This window comes from Mesoflavibacter sp., assembly GCF_964226795.1.
Classification (GTDB): domain Bacteria; phylum Bacteroidota; class Bacteroidia; order Flavobacteriales; family Flavobacteriaceae; genus Mesoflavibacter; species Mesoflavibacter zeaxanthinifaciens.
In genome coordinates this window covers 141,511-160,374 of the sequence record NZ_CAXQQP010000007.1, presented here as the reverse complement: position 1 = coordinate 160,374, position 18,864 = coordinate 141,511, and the positions used below count along the sequence as shown (strand labels likewise).

Annotated in this window: 12 protein-coding genes; 4 read left to right on the top strand and 8 right to left on the bottom strand. The window is 32.4% G+C overall.

Annotated elements, in window-relative coordinates:
• The first annotated feature begins 105 nt into the window (after nt 1–105).
• Entirely contained in the window at nt 106–366 is a 261-nt protein-coding gene (locus ACEQT4_RS05950; protein WP_106679911.1) for a heavy-metal-associated domain-containing protein, read from the top strand.
• Nucleotides 367–1,641, top strand: a complete 1,275-nt coding sequence (locus ACEQT4_RS05945; RefSeq protein WP_370226521.1) for an APC family permease — start codon at nt 367–369, stop codon at nt 1,639–1,641. It begins immediately after the preceding gene.
• A 54-nt stretch (nt 1,642–1,695) separates the two neighbouring features.
• Here the strand turns inward: ACEQT4_RS05945 and ACEQT4_RS05940 are convergent, their stop codons facing one another.
• The 8 genes from ACEQT4_RS05940 to ACEQT4_RS05905 all read right to left on the bottom strand — a co-directional run bounded on the left by ACEQT4_RS05940 (nt 1,696) and on the right by ACEQT4_RS05905 (nt 13,900).
• Nucleotides 1,696–3,120: an alpha-amylase family glycosyl hydrolase gene (locus ACEQT4_RS05940; protein ID WP_370226520.1), complete on the bottom strand. Its 1,425-nt coding sequence runs from the start codon at nt 3,118–3,120 to the stop codon at nt 1,696–1,698.
• A gap of 18 nt (nt 3,121–3,138) precedes the next feature.
• Nucleotides 3,139–4,329 (bottom strand): alpha/beta hydrolase-fold protein, encoded by a 1,191-nt coding sequence (locus tag ACEQT4_RS05935; protein ID WP_370226519.1) that lies wholly within the window; start codon nt 4,327–4,329, stop codon nt 3,139–3,141.
• Complete coding sequence (locus ACEQT4_RS05930; protein WP_370226518.1) at nt 4,326–6,254, bottom strand: glycoside hydrolase family 13 protein; 1,929 nt, start codon at nt 6,252–6,254, stop codon at nt 4,326–4,328. The genes ACEQT4_RS05935 and ACEQT4_RS05930 overlap by 4 nt, the downstream gene beginning before the upstream one ends.
• Nucleotide 6,255: 1 nt before the next feature.
• On the bottom strand, nt 6,256–8,370 hold the full coding sequence (locus tag ACEQT4_RS05925) for a glycoside hydrolase family 97 protein (protein WP_370226517.1): 2,115 nt from the start codon (nt 8,368–8,370) through the stop codon (nt 6,256–6,258).
• A 26-nt stretch (nt 8,371–8,396) separates the two neighbouring features.
• Nucleotides 8,397–10,682 carry a glycoside hydrolase family 65 protein gene (locus tag ACEQT4_RS05920; RefSeq protein WP_370226516.1) on the bottom strand — a complete coding sequence of 762 codons (2,286 nt, stop codon included), beginning with the start codon at nt 10,680–10,682 and terminating at the stop codon, nt 8,397–8,399.
• A gap of 14 nt (nt 10,683–10,696) precedes the next feature.
• Complete coding sequence (gene pgmB / locus ACEQT4_RS05915) at nt 10,697–11,353, bottom strand: beta-phosphoglucomutase (protein WP_370226514.1); 657 nt, start codon at nt 11,351–11,353, stop codon at nt 10,697–10,699.
• A 1-nt stretch (nt 11,354) separates the two neighbouring features.
• Nucleotides 11,355–12,728: an MFS transporter gene (locus ACEQT4_RS05910; protein WP_370226513.1), complete on the bottom strand. Its 1,374-nt coding sequence runs from the start codon at nt 12,726–12,728 to the stop codon at nt 11,355–11,357.
• Between the two features lie 131 nt (nt 12,729–12,859).
• Nucleotides 12,860–13,900, bottom strand: a complete 1,041-nt coding sequence (locus ACEQT4_RS05905) for a LacI family DNA-binding transcriptional regulator (protein WP_370226512.1) — start codon at nt 13,898–13,900, stop codon at nt 12,860–12,862.
• Nucleotides 13,901–14,186: 286 nt separating this feature from the next.
• Here ACEQT4_RS05905 and ACEQT4_RS05900 point away from each other — a divergent pair, with 286 nt between their 5' ends.
• Together ACEQT4_RS05900 and ACEQT4_RS05895 are read left to right on the top strand one after the other, a co-directional pair.
• Nucleotides 14,187–17,300: a SusC/RagA family TonB-linked outer membrane protein gene (locus ACEQT4_RS05900; protein ID WP_370226510.1), complete on the top strand. Its 3,114-nt coding sequence runs from the start codon at nt 14,187–14,189 to the stop codon at nt 17,298–17,300.
• Nucleotides 17,301–17,310: 10 nt separating this feature from the next.
• Nucleotides 17,311–18,855 carry a RagB/SusD family nutrient uptake outer membrane protein gene (locus ACEQT4_RS05895; RefSeq protein ID WP_106679893.1) on the top strand — a complete coding sequence of 515 codons (1,545 nt, stop codon included), beginning with the start codon at nt 17,311–17,313 and terminating at the stop codon, nt 18,853–18,855.
• The last annotated feature ends 9 nt before the right edge of the window (nt 18,856–18,864 follow it).

The following is an 18,864-nucleotide window of genomic DNA, read 5'->3' as shown; positions in this document are numbered from 1 at the left end:
TTTAACGCAAATGTTAAAATAATTAGGAATAGTGTATTTTAACATTTTGTAACTTTATGATACTTAATAAATGGTTAGCTAACTAGCCAATCTAAAACAATTATCATGAGTTTAATATCAGAAAACGTTATCCCTGGTAACCATGGGAAAGTATTTGAAACCAATGCAAAACAACTTGAAGATTTAGAGTTAATTAAAAACGCTGCTTTAAGAGTTGACGGTGTAGAAAACGTTATTATAGATGCAGATACCTACCCAAAACAATTTACGGTACAAACCTCTAAATTAGTAGAGGTTATTACGATAGAAAACGAGATTAATAAAACTGGTTTTCATGCCATTCCTAAATCTATCTTTCCTTTATAGATGTCTGATGAAATAAAACTTAAAGACGCACTATCTATAGGTATTGGCGGTATGGTTGGCGGTGGTATTTTTGCAGTTTTAGGGCTTGCAGTATCATTAGCTAAAGGCGGTACGCCTATTGCCTTTTTAATAGCTGGTATTTTAGCTTTAATTACCTCTTACAGCTACACCAAGCTATCATTAACTTTTCCTGAACGTGGCGGAACAGTAAAATTTATTAATGAAGGGTTTGGTAAAACCATTTTTAGTGGTGGAATAAATAATTTATTGTGGATAAGTTATATTATTATGCTATCACTTTATGCATCTGCATTTGGGTCTTATGCGCCAAATTTATATACAATTGTAAACGAATCCGTTGACTTTCATATCTACGCAAGTGCTGTTATTATTGGCGCTACAGTTATTAATTATTACAGCATAAAAATTGTCGGAAAGATAGAATCGTTTGCTGTAATCGTAAAACTTATTATCCTTTTAGCTTTTGTAGGAATTGGATGTTATGGATTATTTGGAAGTGAACATATATCACAATTATCTGTTTCTAATTGGGAAACACCATTAAAATTACTTACTGGCGGAATGGTAATTTTTGTTGCTTATGAAGGTTTTGAACTTATTGCCAATGCAGCACCAGATGTGGTTAATCCAAAGAAAAATATACCGCGTGCCTATTACGGTTCTGTTATTTTTGTGATTTTGCTTTATATCATTATTGCTATAGTTACTGTTGGCTCTTTACCTTTTTCTGAAATTAAAGACGCTAAAGATTACGTTTTAGCCGAAGCTGCTAAACCCATGTTGGGACAAGTAGGTTTTACAATCATAACCATTGCAGCTTTAATTTCGACGTTTTCTGCCATCAATGCTTCTATTTTAGGAGGAACAAGAGTAAGTTATGAAATTGCTGAAGATGACGAATTACCGCACCATTTAACCGGTAAATTATGGAATCAACCTGTAGGTTTATTAATTACATCTGTGCTAACACTAATTGTTGCTAATGTGCTAAAATTAGAAAGTATTTCGACCACTGGTAGTGTAGGGTTTTTACTCATTTTTGCAATGGTAAATTATACAGGTTTTAAGCTTTACGATAAAATTAATGGAAACAAAGTGATTCCGTTAATTGGTTTTATACTTTGTATAACTGCATTAGCTGTATTATTACAACAAGAATATAGTGCAAATAAAACAGGTGTTATAATTGCCGTTTCAGTGGTTTTATTTTGTTTTATCATTGAGTTTATTTATAAAAAATCTGAAATCAAATAATAAAAAAAGCGCCTAATATAGGCGCTTTTTAAAATTCAAATAAATAGTGTAAAACTATTGCTTTACATAAATTTTATATGCGTTTGTTGCTAACTCAATTGCATCGCCTTTTAATTGGGTTGGTTGATTAGCAATGTAATCTAAATAACTTCCTTTTTGAGGTATGCTAGTTTTAACACTTTCACCTGAAATGTTTGCAACAAAAACAACCTCATCATCACCTTTTGTTCTGCTAAACGCAATCACACTTGGTCCAGCATCTATCGCTTTGTAAGCAGCTGCATCTTTACCTCCGTTTAAGGCTGAATTTGTATTTTTTAATTCGCCTAAACGTTGTAATAACGTAAAGTAATCTCCTTTAGTTTTAGGGATGCTATCTTTTTCAAAAAACAATAATCTGTGATCTAGATCATACTCTTGCCCAGAATAAATTAAAGGCATACCAGGCATGGTATAAGTTAAAGCTGTAAATAACTCTTTATTATTTGGCATTCGTTCTCTTAAAGTACCTGCCCAAGAGTTTTCGTCGTGATTGGTAACAAAGTTCATGTTAATATCATCGTCTTGCAACACTGTATCTTGCTTTTTAATATACGCTTGAAAATCTTCAGCATTTTTTTCTCCTTTTGCTATATCGTTTAATAAATGATGTCCTTCCCAAGCATACTGCATATCAAACGCTTTTTCTAACAACGCTGGTTGTTCTGCTTCTGCAAGCATAAAAACAGGTTTTATTTGCTTTAATTCTTTAGTTACTTCTTCAAAGAAATCTTGTGGTACTTTGTGCGCAACATCCATACGGTAACCATCAATATTAGCTTCGGTTAACCAATATTTTAGATCGTTAATCATTTCTTTGCGCATCTCCGTATTATCATAATTTAAATCGGCAACATCAGTCCATCCCCAAGATTCACCTGTTTCAGGATTGATTGGATCTATAATTTCTCCTTTATCGTTTTGAGTGTACCAATCTGGATGAGCAGTAATCCATGGATGATCCCAACCTGTATGATTTGGTACCCAATCTACAATTACATAAATTCCATTATCGTGTGCAGTATCTACTAAATTTTTAAAATCTTCTAGATTACCAAACTCTGGATTTATGGCTTTATAGTCTGATACAGAATAGTAACTACCTAAATATTTTTCGCGTTCTTTTTCATCTTCAATATCGCTAGTAAATTGACCATCTGTAGCCTTTCTTTTAACTTTAGAGATTGGATTTATTGGCATTACCCAAATCACTTTTACACCTAAATCTTTTAAAACAGGCATATCTTTAGTAAACGCATTAAATGTGCCTTCTGGTGAGTATTGACGTATATTGACTTCGTAAATAACTCCGCTTTCTATATCTTCTTCTGTAATAGGTTTAAATGTGTCTTCTTGCTTCGTATCCATAACAGGTTGTTTTTGCTCTTCTTTACAAGCAAAAAACATTGTTACTATAACTAGTAGGAATATTTTTTTCATATGTATTATTTGTTTGTTTTATAGTTTGAATAACCAAGTTATAGCTTCTTCAAAGCTATTTTTCCAAAGTTTTTCGTTGTGTTTACCTTCTGGTTCTATTTTAGAATTAATATTTTGAGCAGGAAATCCTCCTGACTTTAAGAGTTCAATCATAGTATTCATGTCTTTTGCGGTTTTGCTAATACCTTCAAAAGTTGGATTACCACCTTCTTTTCCGCCAGCTAAAAAGTATAGTCTTAAATCTTTAATATTTGAATGTTTTTTACTGAAATCAAAAACCTCTTCTGAATACCAAAACGAAGGTGAAAACACGCCTGCTTTACCAAAAACATCTGAATATTGTAAAGCTGTATAGTGAGAAATTAGTCCACCCATAGACGATCCCATTATTGCTGTATTGTTTTTATCGGTTTTAGTTCTGTAAATTTCATCTATTTTTGGTTTTAGTGTATTGACTATAAATTTTGCATAGTCCATACCTTGACCTTTTCCAAACTTTTGATGATCCCAAGGAGAGTATTCATTTAAACGCTTATCTCCTCCATTATCTATCGCTACAACGATTAAACTAAAGCCTTTTTCTTCGTATAATTTATCTAATGTTTCATCTACTTGCCATTCTCCACTGTATGATGTTTTTTTATCAAATACATTTTGACCATCATGCATATAAAGTACTGGATAATTGTCTTCTGAATTATGATAATTTGGCGGTAAATAAACTCTAATAGTGCGTTGTCTATCTAATTGAGGCATTAAGAAATTGTCTTCAAAAATTGATACATTTTTTGATGCGGTTGAAGGACTTTCAGTCATTTCTTCTGTTTTCCAGTTAACGATTTCAACGTTTACAGTTTCGTCTTTACCATCAAAGTTATAAGTTCTATTTTCTATTGGGTTTCCGTCTAATTGACATTCTACAGATTCCCAATTTCCTTTAGTAAATTTAAAGTTGATTTGCTCTCTGTATTTAGGAACAGAAATACTGTAAACTTCATCTTTTTTATTCAATTTAAATTGGTCTCTTCCGCCAGACCAACCTTCAAAATCTCCTGAAATAAAAATGTCTTCTTCAAAATTATGATTCTCTGGAAGTTTGTTGATTTTAAACGTCACAACCTCTTCTCCTAAAATAGGATTTTCGTTTTCTTTTTTACAAGAAAAACATACAAATAGCGTTAAAAAATATATGACAACTATATTTTTCATTTTTTAGTTGTTAGTATTAAGCTTCCTTTTTTATCAAGTTGAATTGTGTCTTCCCAAATCATAGTTTCACCAGAAACGATATTGGTTAACGTCTTTCCTTTTAAACCAACTTCGTCATAACGGTTTAAATCTATTACTATTGGATTTTCGTTTTTATTAATGATATGAACTACGGTTTCATCTTCTGCAATTCTAAATAAAAAGTAAGTCCCATTAAATGGTGCAAAATGTATGGTTTTACCATTATATATGGCATTACTTTCTTTTCTATAATTAAGTAATGTTTTTATATAGCGTTGCATATCTAATTGCTCTTCTGTTAACCCTTTACCTGTAAACGCATTTACAACATCATCTTGCCAACCGCCAGGAAAATCTGTACGAATTAATCCATGATCGCCAGGTTTTTCAAAATCGTCCATTAAAATTTCTGTTCCGTAATAGATTTGAGGTATTCTTGGTAAGGTTAACATGTAACTTAATGCTGTTTTAGTTTTTGTTATATCACCATTAAACTGAGTAAAAACTCTACTTTTATCATGATTATCTAAAAAGATCATGATGTCTTTTGGTGATGTATAACTAAAATCGTTAGCTAATCCTTCGTACATTTTAATCAAACCACGATCCCAAGCTTCGTCTTGATTTAAAGCGTCTACAATATTTTGGTTCATTGCAAAATCCATTGTCGATTTTAAATGCCCATTGTAGCCATCTTTATTTTTATGTCCTGCTTGCCAATACCCAATAAGTAATGGATTATAACTCCACTCTTCTCCAACAATACTAAAGTTAGGATACTCTGTCATTATTTGTTTTGCCCAACTAGACATAAAATCTTTGTCAGGATATGGATAGGTATCTTGTCTAATTCCGCTAAGCTTTAAAGTTTCGATCCACCAAATGCTATTTTGCGTAATGTATTTAGCCATAAAAGGATTACGCTGGTTTAAATCTGGCATTGTTGGGACAAACCAACCTTCGGTCATTTCATTTTTGTCATGATTTGATGCATATAAATCTTGGTTAACGGTACGCCTGTGATTAGAATTATTTAAAGGCGCTCCGTTTTTAAATTTAGATTGTTGATTAACCCAATCTTTAAACGGTAAATCTTTCATCCACCAATGTAATACTCCGCAATGGTTTGCTACTTGATCCATAATTAATCCCATACCTTTTTCTCTTGCTTTTTGAGATAGATTAATGTACTCTTCCATAGTCCCAAAACGAGGATCTACTTGATAATAATCGGTAATTGCATATCCATGATATGAGCCATTTTCCATATCGTTTGTTAGCAGCGGACAAGACCAAACTTGTGTAAAGCCCATATCGCTAATGTAATCTAAATGATTAGTAATCCCAGTTATATCACCACCATGACGTTTATAGTCGTGACTTCTATCCACATTTTGCTCGTTTAGACCTTTTATACTATCATTATTTGGATTACCGTTAGAAAAACGGTCTGGAGTTATCAAATAAATAGCATCGCTGCTATCAAAACCAACAAATTGATCTGCTGCTTTGTCTCTATCTTTTAGTTGATAAGTTTGTACTAATTTAGTACCATCTTCAAATTTAAAATGAATATTAAACTGACCTGATTTTGCTATTTCTGAAATTTCTAAATCAATAAATAGATAATTTGGGCTATCTGCTTTATTAACTTTTTTAATAGCAACACCAGCATAAGATATACTTGGTGTTGCTTTTGAAATATTTGGATGATGAACCAATAACTGAAGTGATGTCTCTTTAAAACCAACCCACCAATGTGGCGGTTCTACACGGTTTATTTCGTGTTTAATTTCTGTTACTGTTTCGGTTTTAGTATTTAATGCTTCGTCTTCTTCATTTTTACATGAAAAAAATAATGTTAGCATTGCAAAAAACAGCACTATGTTTTTAGTTAATTTCATCTTATTTATTTTCTATGATACTGATTGCAAATCCACCACCAGGAACAGATACCTGAGAAATTTTTGACTTACTAGTTACCTTTTTAGTTGAAATTTTATAAGCCTGAGGATTTGTTTTATAATGCGCATCTTTTGCATCTGCATAAATCGTAGCGGTATATGTTTTGTCCTTATCTAAAAAGTCTAATTTGATAGTAGATTTTCTTGGATTATTACCATTTACATTACCCACAAACCAATTATTAGACCCTTTTTCTTTACGTGCTACAGTTAAATAATCTCCTGGTTCTGCTTCTATATAAATACTCTCGTCCCAATCTATTGCAACATCTTTTATAAATTGAAACGCATCCATAAACTGCTGGTAGTGTTCTGGTAAATCTGCAGCCATTTGTAATGGGCTATACATGGTTACATATAAAGCTAATTGGTTTGCAATGGTACTATTTACATGCGAATTATTATTTGGATTAAGTTTGCTAATATCCATTTCAAAAATTCCTGGTGTGTAATCCATTGGTCCTCCAATTAAACGTGTAAACGGAAGAATTGTAACATGATTAGCATTAGAACCACCAAATGCTTGATATTCTGTACCACGAGCAGACTCGTTACCTATTAAATTAGGGTAAGTACGGCTAATACCTGTTGGTCTAACTGCTTCATGCGCATTAACCATGATTTGATATTCTGCTGCTTTTTCTAAAGCATATTGGTAGTGATTTACTATCCATTGGCTGTAATGACGTTCTCCTCGTGGTAAAATATCGCCTACGTATCCACTTTTTACTGCGTCGTAACCATGGTCTTTCATAAATTGATAAGCTTTATCCATATGACGCTCGTAATTTCTTACAGACGAAGACGTTTCATGATGCATGATCATTTTTACGCCTTTAGATTTTGCGTAAGCATGAATTTCTTCTACATCAAAATCTGGGTAAGGTGTTACAAAATCAAATACATAGTCTTTAGATTGACCAAACCAATCTTCCCAACCTTCATTCCAACCTTCAACTAAAACACCATCAAAACCATGTTTTGCTGCAAAGTCTATATAACGCTTTACGTTTTTATTGTTTGCTGCGTGAGTTCCGTTTGGTTTCACTTTTGTAAAATCGGTCTCACCTAATTTTACTGATGGCAAATCGTTGGTGTATGACCAAGAGCTTTTACCTGTAATCATTTCCCACCAAACACCAATATATTTTACTGGTTTAATCCAAGATGTGTCTTCTATTGCGCAAGGTTCGTTTAAGTTTAAGGTTAGTTTTGAGGCTAAAATATCTCTAGCATCATCACTTACTATTATTGTACGCCAAGGTGTTTTTGTTGGTGACTGTAAATAACCTTTATCGCCTCTAGCATCTGGTGTTAAGTGTGAATTAAAAATCAAATTTTTATCATCTAGATCTAATGATAAACAAGAGTAATTAATTAAAGCTGCTTCATGTAAATTGATGTATAGACCTTTATCTGTTTTCATCATTAAAGCTGTTTGTACACCTGTTTTAGAAAACTGTTCTTGAGAGGCATTACCTGTTACTGCTTTATCAAATAAGCCTCTAATTTCTGAAAGTTTTGATTTTGTATAATCGTACTCTTGCGTGTCATAATCACCAGGAATCCAAAATGCAGTATGATCTCCTGTCATTGCAAACTGTGTACGTTCTTCTTTTATGGTAAAGTACACTAAGTTTTTTTGCGTAGGAAACTCGTATCTAAATCCTAAACCATCATCAAACAACCTAAAATTAACAACCATAATTCGGTCTGTTTCATTTTGTGTTAAAGTTACTTTTAACTGATTGTAATGATTGGTTATCTCTTTAACTTCTCCCCAAACCGGTTGCCATGTGTCTTTAAAAGTAGATGTACTAGTATCTGTAACTTTAAAATCATCTAACAATGATTTTTTATCGTTTTTAAGATGAAACCCTAAACGACTTTCTTTTATAACTTCTTGATTTTTGTATTGTAATTTGTAAGTTGGTGTTCCGTCTTCTTGAAGTGAAAATTGCATGGTTAACTCGCCATTAGGTGATGTTAACTGTTGCGCATTTACAATGCTTACAGAAAGACAAAGTAATATTATTAATGGTTTTAGTAATTTCATTTGTTTTGATGTATTAATAATGATGTTTATTGTACAGTTTTAGCTTGATTGTTTACTATTATATCTAAAGGTTGTCCTGAAATTAATTCAAAATTAGATTCATTTTGAGAAATAGTAACCTTAACAATTGTATCTCTAAAGTTTACTTTAAATGAATATGCATCCCATTCTTTTGGGATTTTTGGTTCAAAATGAAGTTTATTGTCTTTAACTCGCATACCTCCAAAACCTTCAACTATACTCATCCATGTACCAGCCATACTGGTAATATGTAATCCTTCTTCTACTTCTTTATTATAATCGTCAAGATCTAAACGTGATGTACGTAAGTAAAATGCATAAGCTTGCTCCATTTGATTTAATTTTGCTGCCTGAATACTGTGCACACATGGCGATAGTGAGCTTTCGTGTACTGTAAATGGCTCATAAAAATCAAAATGACGTTTTAATTCTTCATCTGTAAAATGATCCTCGAAGAAGTAAAACCCTTGTAATGTATCCGCTTGTTTGATATAAGGAGAACGTAAAATACGATCCCAACTCCATTTTTGATTAATTGGTCTTTGTGATTTTTCTAAATCTTCAACCGTGATTAACTCTTTATCTAAAAAGCCATCTTGCTGCAGGTAAACATTATGTTTTTCGGAAAAAGGAAAATACATGTTTTTTGCAACATCTTGCCAAGTTTCCATTTCTTTAAAAGATAAAGAAACTTTGTCCATAATCCTGTTGTAATCTGAAGTAAATTCTTCTTTTACTTTTTCAATATTTTGTAAAGCGTAATCTATACACCATTTTGCTATATAATTAGTGTACCAGTTATTGTTTACATTGTTTTCGTATTCGTTTGGACCAGTAACTCCTAAAATAACGTATTTATTTTTGTCTGAAGAAAATGTTGCACGTTGTTGCCAGAATCTAGCTATACCAATAAGTACTTCTAATCCCATTTCTGGAATGTAGCTATAATCGCCTGTATAACGGTAATAATTAAATATGGCAAAAGCTATTGCACCATTACGATGTATTTCTTCAAAGGTAATTTCCCATTCGTTATGGCATTCTTCACCATTCATGGTTACCATTGGGTAAAGTGCTGCTCCATTATTAAACCCTAATTTTTGCGCGTTTTCTATAGCTTTATCTAAGTGATTATAACGGTATTGCAATAAGTTACGAGCTACTTTTTGGTCTTTGGTTGCCATGTAAAAAGGAATACAATACGCTTCTGTATCCCAATAGGTACTACCGCCATATTTTTCGCCAGTAAACCCTTTTGGACCAATGTTTAATCTAGAGTCTTTCCCTAAATAGGTTTGATTAAGTTGAAAGATATTAAATCTAATACCTTGTTGTGCTTTTACATCACCATCTATAGTAATATCTGACATCTTCCAAATCTCTGCCCAAGCTTGTTTTTGGTCTTCTAAAAGTGAATCAAAACCTTTTGTGTTAGCTTTTGACAATACTGTTTTTGCTGCCTCTATTAATTGATCCTTCTCATAATTTCTATCTACGGTATAACCACCAAACTTTACTAAACTTGCAGTTTGATTTTGATCAACTTCTACATTATATGAAAATGCAATTGTTTGTTCTGTTGAAGTTGCTTCTGGCGCAATATCTTGCTTTTCATCATTTATAAACGCGTGAGACTGCATAAAGGTGCAGGTATGAAAATTAGTTTTCATGGTATGCGCTTCTATAAATGCTTGATCGTTTATAACTTCAACATTTATGGTATTCCAAAACTTATCATCCCAATTAGAATCTTCGTTAGTAATACCGCTATCTATATAAGGTTTAAACTGAATAGCTGCGCTTCCGTTTAATGGTTTTATGTTGAATTTTATCGCACCAACTTCATCTAAATCTAAACTTAAAAAACGAACGATGTTGACTTCTACCTTTAAATCATTTTGAAGTGTTGCCTCAAAACTTCTAGATAGCCAGCCTTCTTTCATATTTAATTCTCTACGAAAGTTGTCTACGCTTTTTGCTTTATAAAGGTCTAAAGCTTCTCCATTAATTGTCACGTTAATACCAATCCAACTAGGTGCGTTAAGTACTTTAGCGAAGTATTCTGGATATCCGTTTTTCCACCAACCAACACGAGTTTTATCTGGATAATACACGCCAGCAATATAACTACCTTGAAAGGTTGGTCCTGAGTATTGCTCTTCAAAATTAGCACGTTGACCCATTGCGCCATTACCGATGCTAAATAAACTTTCTGAAGATTTTACGCGATCTACGTCAAATCCTTCTTCTATAATTGACCAATTGTTTGGTTGTATATAATCTTGATTCATTGTTAATGAATAATTTATCTTTTTATTAATTTATCTATAAATGCAGTGTCTATTTCTGTAAAATTTGAAAAGACATAATCTGCTTCATGTAATACGTTTTCTTCCCCTATACCTATAGAAATCATATTTGCTGTATTTGCAGCTTGAACACCTGCAACCGAATCTTCAAAAACAATACAATCTTCTGGGTTTACGTTTAATAATTTTGCTGCAATTAAAAATACTTCTGGATCTGGTTTTGCTTTGCTTACGTCATTACCATCTACGATTGCATCAAACTGATTTAGTAAATCTACCTTTTCAAGAATTTGACGTGCATTTTTACTTGCCGATCCTAAAGAAATAGGTTGATTTTGTTCTTTTAAATAGTTTAAAACTTTTGGTACATCGGGAAGAATTTCTTCATGATTCATTTTTGCTATAAAGCTTAAATAATCATCATTTTTTGAAGCCATTAAGGCATTAAATTTGTCTTCGGAAATGGTTTTATTTCCCCATTCTAAGATTTTTTCAAGAGATTTAACTCTGCTTACACCTTTAAGTTGTTCGTTTTGTTCGTGTGAAAAATCGATACCAATACTTTTTGCTAGTTTTTGCCAAGCTAAAAAGTGATATTTTGCTGTGTCTACGATAACACCATCTAAATCGAATATAAAGCCTTTTTTATTCATTTTAATTGTCTTCTATTTGATATGTAATTGCATTTTTGTTTGTAATTAACAGATTACAAAGTCCAGCGATTACTAAACTTATACCTGCAACTGTCATAGCATTTATTGCTTCTTCACCTAACAATCCTGAGATAAAATTAATACCACCAAGTGCGGCAATAATTTGAGGAATTACAATAAACATGTTAAATATCCCCATGATTACTCCCATTTTCTTAGGGTCTACACTACTAGATAACATAGCATATGGCATTGAAAGAATACTTCCCCATGCAAAACCTATAAGAATAAAGCAGTATTTTAGGGTTTCAGGAGTTGCTATATTCATCATTAAAAAACCTACACCTCCTAATATTAAAGAACCCATGTGTACAAATTTTCTATTAATTCTTCTTTTGGAAGTATAAAAAGTTAGTAGTAAAGCAAACGCCATAGATGACAAGCCATAAATACCCATCGCTGAACCTACTAAATTTGAAGATTTTTGAAATGCTGTGTTTGCTGTATCAAAAGCTAGTTTTTGTGCGCTGTCTGCCATATCAAAAGCAGTTTCTAATGGTGCTGGAGTATGAAAGACATGTTCTGTAAGTGCTGGGTTAGCTAAACTCCACATTGTAAAAAATGCAAACCAAGAAAAGAATTGAATAACTCCAAGTTTTTTCATGGTGGTTGGCATACTTCCAATATTGTTTGTTATGTCTTTTATAAAGTTGCTTTTTTGAGCTTTTTCACGTTTAAACTCTTCCATATCCTCTGGTGGATATTCTGTAGTTGTAAAAATTGTATATAATACACTAATTAAAAACACAAAAGCTCCTATTGCAAAAGCCACTTTTACAGTGTCTGTAATGACACCAGAGTCTGCAGAATCGCTAACACCAAACTGAGATACCATCCATGGTAGGTTACTAGCTATCCAAGTACCTATACCAATTATTAATGTTTGTACCACAAAACCATAAGATCTTTGTGAATTTGGTAATTTATCTGCAACTAAAGCTCTAAATGGTTCCATAGACACATTAATTGAGGCATCTAAAACCCATAAAAAACCAGCTGCTACCCAAAGCGCAGGAGAATATGGCACAAAAAATAATGCTAAAGAGCTTAGTATTGCTCCTATTAAAAAGTAAGGTCTACGTCTTCCTAATTTTGGATGCCAAGTCTTATCACTTAAATACCCGACAATTGGCTGTACTATTAACCCTGTTAATGGTGCTGCAATCCAAAGCAAAGGGATTTCGTCTTTACTTGCTCCTAGTGTTTGAAATATTCTAGACATAAATCCGCCTTGTAAGGCAAATCCAAATTGAATCCCGAGAAAACCAAAACTCATGTTCCAGATTTCCCAAAATCCTAACTTCTGTTTTTTCATTTATAGTATTATTAAATTTATACTATTTGATAAGCTGAAAAAACCTATCAAAACTTAAAGGTGAGAAGTAAAAATATAAGTTTTGATTGCCGTAAAGATAAAAAACATTTTAAGATTATATGTTAAAAATCTTATTTTGTAGATTCTCGTTCTATTAAATCTGTTTGAATTGTAAAGGTTTCGTATACCTCTTCTTCGTCTTCTCTCTCTAGATTATTAATTAAAAGTTCTGCTGCTTTTTCTCCCATTTGGCTTGCGTGCTGACTAACCGTTGTTAAACTTGGCACAGCGTGCTTAGACAATACACCATCTGTAAAACCAATTACTTGAAGACTTTCAGGTATTTTTATTTTTAACTTTCTAGCAACTTTCATCGCAGTAATTGCATAGATTTCGTTAACTGCAACTATTCCATCTAGATTTTTGTTTGCTTTAAAAAAGCTTTCTATTTCTTTCTCCAAACTTTCAAGATTTTCTTCTGAAAGTTTTTCGTCATCTACTTTTAAGATAAAGTCTGCTTCTGGAAAAATCTCATGATCTTCTAACGCTTTTAAATACCCTTGGGTTCTTAATTTTCCAACATTTATATAATCCTTTGTTGTAATTAAACCAATCTTTTTACAACCATTTTCAATAAGTTTATTAGTAGCTTTTACTGCGCCTTCAAAATCATCTACGATTACTTTATCACAATTAATTTCATTTATCACACGATCAAACATCACTACTGGCATACCTTGATTAATAGTTTCAGTTAAATGATGGTAATCTTGAAGTAACATTGTTTCTTTTGACACAGAAAGTATAAATCCATCTATACTTCCATTAGCCAACATCTCCATATTTATTACTTCGTTAGAAAAAGACTCGTTAGATAAACCAACAATAACATTATAACCTCTACTTAATGCTTCTTTTTCTATACCGCTTATTACTTTTGAGAAAAAGTGATGAACAATCTCTGGTATAATCACACCTATAGTTTTTGTTTTTCTATTTTTTAAACTTAAAGCAATATTATTAGGTCTATAATTGTAGAGTTTAGCAAAAGCTTGCACTTTTTGTCTTGTATCCTCACTTATCTCAATACTGTTTTTTAATGCTTTAGACACTGTAGATATAGATACATCTAATTCTTTTGCTATTTGCTTTAATGTTACCTTTTTTTTCATCTTAGATACTGTTAATCAATTTGTTTTAGTTGTTTTTGTATTGAGAATTTAATAAACTATCTACTCTAAATTAAGAAGATGCAATTTAAAACACGCTCTAAATGTGATTTTTGCAAAATTTTATGGTCTATTTTGTCAAATAACCAAAAGTTTTCAACACGAAAACGTTTGAGTAACCTGTTAACAAAGGAGTTACGTCAATTTAACATAAATTTTACATAGTTTTATAACGAGAAGTAAAAATATACTTAAAAATAGACTAATAAAATAATTTAATAGCAATTGTATGAAAACAATTTTTAAAGGGTTGTTGTTTGCGTTTATTCTGATACCATCTTTAATAATGGCTCAGAACACAGTAACTGGTTCAGTTACAGAGCAAGCAACCTCATTACCATTACCAACAGTTAATGTTTTAGTAAAAAACACAACTAAGGGTACTGTTACAGATTTTGATGGTAATTATAGCCTACAAGTTAATCAAGGAGAAGTTTTAGTTTTTTCTTACGTGGGATTTATTACTCAAGAAGTAACATATAATGGTCAAGACAAAATTAACGTGGCTTTAGTAGAAGACTCTGCCCAATTAGACGAAGTTGTAATTATAGGGTATGGTAGTGTTAAAAAAGAAGATTTAACTGGATCTGTAGATGTAGTTTCTTCTGACGATTTTAACAAAGGAGCCATTCAATCTACGGATCAATTACTTCAAGGTAAAGCAGCAGGTGTAAGAATTACAGATAGTGGTGGATCACCAGATTCTGCTCCTAATATTAGAATTAGAGGTGGCGCCTCTTTAAATGCAGATAGTAGTCCATTAATAGTAATTGACGGAATACCTGTAGGTACACAAAATCCAGCAGGTGTAAGCAACCCTTTATCATTAGTAAATCCTAATGATGTAGAAAGCTTCACGATATTAAAAGATGCATCTGCTACAGCAATTTACGGTTCTCGTGCCTCTAACGGTGTAATTATTATTACTACAAAAAGAGGAACTTCTGGAGCACCACAATTTAACTTCTCTACTACAGTAACTGCTAGTAGCGCTGGAGAAGGTATAGATATGATGGATAGTGATAGTTATGTAAGATTTATACAAGAGTATCATCCAGATTTAGTAGGCAGTCTTGGTGTACCAGTTGGTTCTGTTACAACAAACGAACCTGTTAGTTATATCTTAAATACTCCTGATGGAGATAGAGCTATTTATGACACTAACTGGAGAGACGCTATTATTAGAACAGCATTTACATCTAACACTAACTTTTCTGCTAGAGCTAATCTAGGAGAAAACACACCTTTTAGAGCTTCAATAGGTTACAACAACGCACAAGGTGTTGTAAGAACAGATGATTACGAAAGATTTAGCGCTTCATTTAAATTATCACCTCAACTTTTAGACGATAATTTAAAAATTGATACCAATGCAAAACTAACTTGGGCAGAGAAAAATGCAACAGATGCTGGTGGAGCTTTAGGTGGCGCATTAGTATTTGACCCAACAAAACCAATTTATAATACTTCAGGTATATTTAACGGGTTTTATACTAACTTAAACGCTACAAACCCTAATCTAATTGATGGACAATACAATCCTCTAGCGTTACTTGAGCAACGTGAAAGACCTGAAAAAGCATTTAGATTTTTAGGAAACATAGAGTTTGATTACACTATGCCTTTTTTACCTGAGTTAAAAGCTGTAGTTAATGTTGGTTTGGATGCCTCAAGATCTAAAATTAGAGAGACTTTTGGCGAAGGTGCTTTAGCTACTTATAAGTTAGATGAAAATGGTCAAGGCGTATTTAATCCTGGATTAAATTATGCTGAAAGACAACATATAACTAATACAACTTTTGATGCTTATTTAAAATATGCAAAAAACCTAGAAAATTCGTTTATTAATAATTACGATGTCCAACTTGGATACGCTTACCAAAATTTTAAAAACGATGGTAATAATGACACTTATAACTACGCATCTACTCAAGAAGAAGTTGATCAATATGGTGTAGCTATTGGAGAAAGATATTTAGTATTAAACCCAAACAATCCAAACAACAGATATTATAACACTCAAAACTTACAATCATTTTTTGCAAGATCAAACATTAATATTAAGGACAAATACCTTTTAACATTATCTTTAAGAGCAGACGCATCTTCTCTATTTGTATTTGATGACATTTGGGGAGATAACGTTTGGGGATTATTCCCTTCTGCAGCTCTTGCTTGGAAAGTAAAAGAAGAAAACTTCTTAAAAAATGTAGAATTTGTAGACGATCTTAAGCTAAGGTTAGGATGGGGTAAAACAGGACAACAAAATATTACTGGCGTTTCTGGATTCTACCCAACAAGTCCATTGTTTTCTGTTGGTAGTCAAAACAGTCAATACTTACCTGGGTACAACTTATATTCAGCAAACGCATTTCAAACTGGGTTAACTTGGGAGAAAACAACAACATTAAATGCTGGTATTGATTTTGCTTTCTTTAATAACAGATTAATAACTGGTAGTTTTGATGTCTTTAAAAGAGAAACTACAGATTTATTATCAAGAGTAAGTTTACCACCAGGTCAATCTTTAACAGATAGCTTTATTAAAAATGTTGGAAGTACAGATAGTGAAGGTTTTGAACTTAGTTTAAACTTAAATGCTATCCAGAAAGAAGATATTGGCTTAAGTATTAATGGTAATTTATCTTATGCAAAAACAGAGGTTACTGATTTAGGGGGAGTTAATAGACTTAATATTGGTGGACAATTATTAGGTACAGGATCTAACTTGTTATTCAATTTAGTTGGAGAAGAACCTTATCAAGCTGGTGTATTTAAGCAAGTATATGATACAGACGGTAACCCAATACCTAATGCTTTTGTAGATTTAAATGGAGATAACCAAATAACTGAAGAAGACAAATATTATACACCTCTTAGACCAAACTGGAATTTTGGTTTTGGACTTAACTTTAACTATAAAAACTGGGATTTTGGTACAACTTTTAGAGGTCAGTTAGATGGTAAAGTTTATGACTTAAATGCTTTACGTTTTGGTTATACTGAAAGTGCAGCTCCTAATAACAACACTAGTATATCAAATGTATTAAACTTTTATAACGGTGCTGCTAATCCTGTATTTCAAGATGCAAACGGAAATATTCAATTCTCAGATTATTTCTTACAAGACGCAGCGTTTATGAGATGTGAAAATATTGTTGTTGGCTATAGTTTACCTAACAATTTTATTAAAAATACAAACATGAGGCTTTACGCATCGGTTAACAATCCTTTTATTATAACCAATTACGATGGACAAGATCCTGAACAATTTGGAGGAATAGATGGTGCGTTTTACCCAAGACCAACAGCTTATACATTTGGTGTAAACTTAGATTTTTAAAATTATGACTATGAAAAAATTAATATTAACATTTTTTGGATTGGCGTTATTTGTAACGATTACGTCATGTGTTAACGATCTAGACACAGAACCAAAAGTAGAGCTTACTCTACAACAGCTTTTAGATCAAGACCCAAATGCAATAGAAGGTTTATTATCTAGACTTTATGCTTCTTTTGCTTTATCCGGACCTAACGGACCAGGAAGTTCGGACGTATCTGACGATGCTGGAGAATCTCCTTTTTTAAGAGGTATTATCAACTTACAAGATTTTACAGCAGACGGAATGAAAAACCGTTGGGGAGATGATGGTTTAGACCAATTAACCACAACATCGCAATGGACTAGTAACAACAAATTTTTTAGATATTTATATAATCGTGCATATTACACAATACCACAATGTAATAATCTTCTAACAGTATTACCAAACGCAGGTGTAGATATACCTGAGTCTATACAAAGCGAAGTACGATTTTTAAGAGCTTTAGCTTACTACTATTTAATAGATACATTTGGAAAAGGAGTTTTAGTTACTGAAGAAAACTCTGGATCATCAGATTTCTTACCAGAAGCTTCTAGACAAGAATTATTCAACTTTGTTGAATCTGAGTTATTAGATATAGAACCAACTATTGGAAACGACAATGGTTACGGTAGAGCTAACACATACGTAGTAGATATGTTATTAGCTAAACTATACATTAACGCCGAAGTATATACAGGAACAGCAATGTATACAGAAGCAGCAACTTATATCAATAAAATAATAAATGAAGGTGGTTATCAATTAGAAGAAAATTTTGTTCAAAATTTCTCTGGAGACAATAATGTTTCTAATGAAATTATTTATCCTCTAATTGCAGACGCAGTAAATAGTCAAAGCTTTGGTAACACTACATACATCGTAAATGGTAGTTTAAGTCCTGATACTATTCCTATCTTAGAATTTGGCGCTGCCGAAGGTTGGCAAGGTCACAGGGCAACAGAAGCTTGGTATGGTCTATTTGGAGATTTAAACACATCTAATGATGTTAGAGCAAGTTTATTCTGGACGGATGGTCACAATTACACAATGACAGATTACAGAGAATGGACAGATGGCTATCCTTCAATTAAGTTTAGAAACAACGATTTTAACGAAACACCTACAACAGGAACTTCATTCTCAGGAACAGATTTCCCTCTTTATAGACTTGCAGATGTATATTTAATGTATGCAGAATGTGCTTTAAGAGGCGCTTCTAACACAAACATGAATGATGCCTTAACATATGTTAATTTAGTTAGAGATAGAGCTAATGCAGATTTAATAAATATGTCAGATTTAACATTAGACTTTATTATAGACGAAAGAGCTAGAGAATTAAACCTAGAAGGACATAGAAGAACTGACCTTATTAGATTTGGTATGTTTACAGGTGGAAGCTACTTATGGCCTTGGAAAGGTAACACCTTAAACGGTACATCAATACCCGATTCTTATAGATTATTCCCTATACCTCAATCTGCTTTAGACGCTAATCCTAATTTACAACAAAACCCTGGTTACTAATTAAAAATT

Excerpts from the sequence above, each read along its gene's own strand:
- ACEQT4_RS05920 (WP_370226516.1), bottom strand. The coding sequence starts at position 10,682 with ATGAATCAAGATTATATACAACCAAACAATTGGTCAATTATAGAAGAA.
- ACEQT4_RS05910 (WP_370226513.1), bottom strand. The coding sequence starts at position 12,728 with ATGAAAAAACAGAAGTTAGGATTTTGGGAAATCTGGAACATGAGTTTT.
- ACEQT4_RS05940 (WP_370226520.1), bottom strand. The coding sequence starts at position 3,120 with ATGAAAAAAATATTCCTACTAGTTATAGTAACAATGTTTTTTGCTTGT.
- pgmB (WP_370226514.1), bottom strand. The coding sequence starts at position 11,353 with ATGAATAAAAAAGGCTTTATATTCGATTTAGATGGTGTTATCGTAGAC.
- ACEQT4_RS05900 (WP_370226510.1), top strand. The coding sequence starts at position 14,187 with ATGAAAACAATTTTTAAAGGGTTGTTGTTTGCGTTTATTCTGATACCA.
- ACEQT4_RS05935 (WP_370226519.1), bottom strand. The coding sequence starts at position 4,329 with ATGAAAAATATAGTTGTCATATATTTTTTAACGCTATTTGTATGTTTT.
- ACEQT4_RS05930 (WP_370226518.1), bottom strand. The coding sequence starts at position 6,254 with ATGAAATTAACTAAAAACATAGTGCTGTTTTTTGCAATGCTAACATTA.
- ACEQT4_RS05905 (WP_370226512.1), bottom strand. The coding sequence starts at position 13,900 with ATGAAAAAAAAGGTAACATTAAAGCAAATAGCAAAAGAATTAGATGTA.
- ACEQT4_RS05950 (WP_106679911.1), top strand. The coding sequence starts at position 106 with ATGAGTTTAATATCAGAAAACGTTATCCCTGGTAACCATGGGAAAGTA.
- ACEQT4_RS05895 (WP_106679893.1), top strand. The coding sequence starts at position 17,311 with ATGAAAAAATTAATATTAACATTTTTTGGATTGGCGTTATTTGTAACG.
- ACEQT4_RS05925 (WP_370226517.1), bottom strand. The coding sequence starts at position 8,370 with ATGAAATTACTAAAACCATTAATAATATTACTTTGTCTTTCTGTAAGC.
- ACEQT4_RS05945 (WP_370226521.1), top strand. The coding sequence starts at position 367 with ATGTCTGATGAAATAAAACTTAAAGACGCACTATCTATAGGTATTGGC.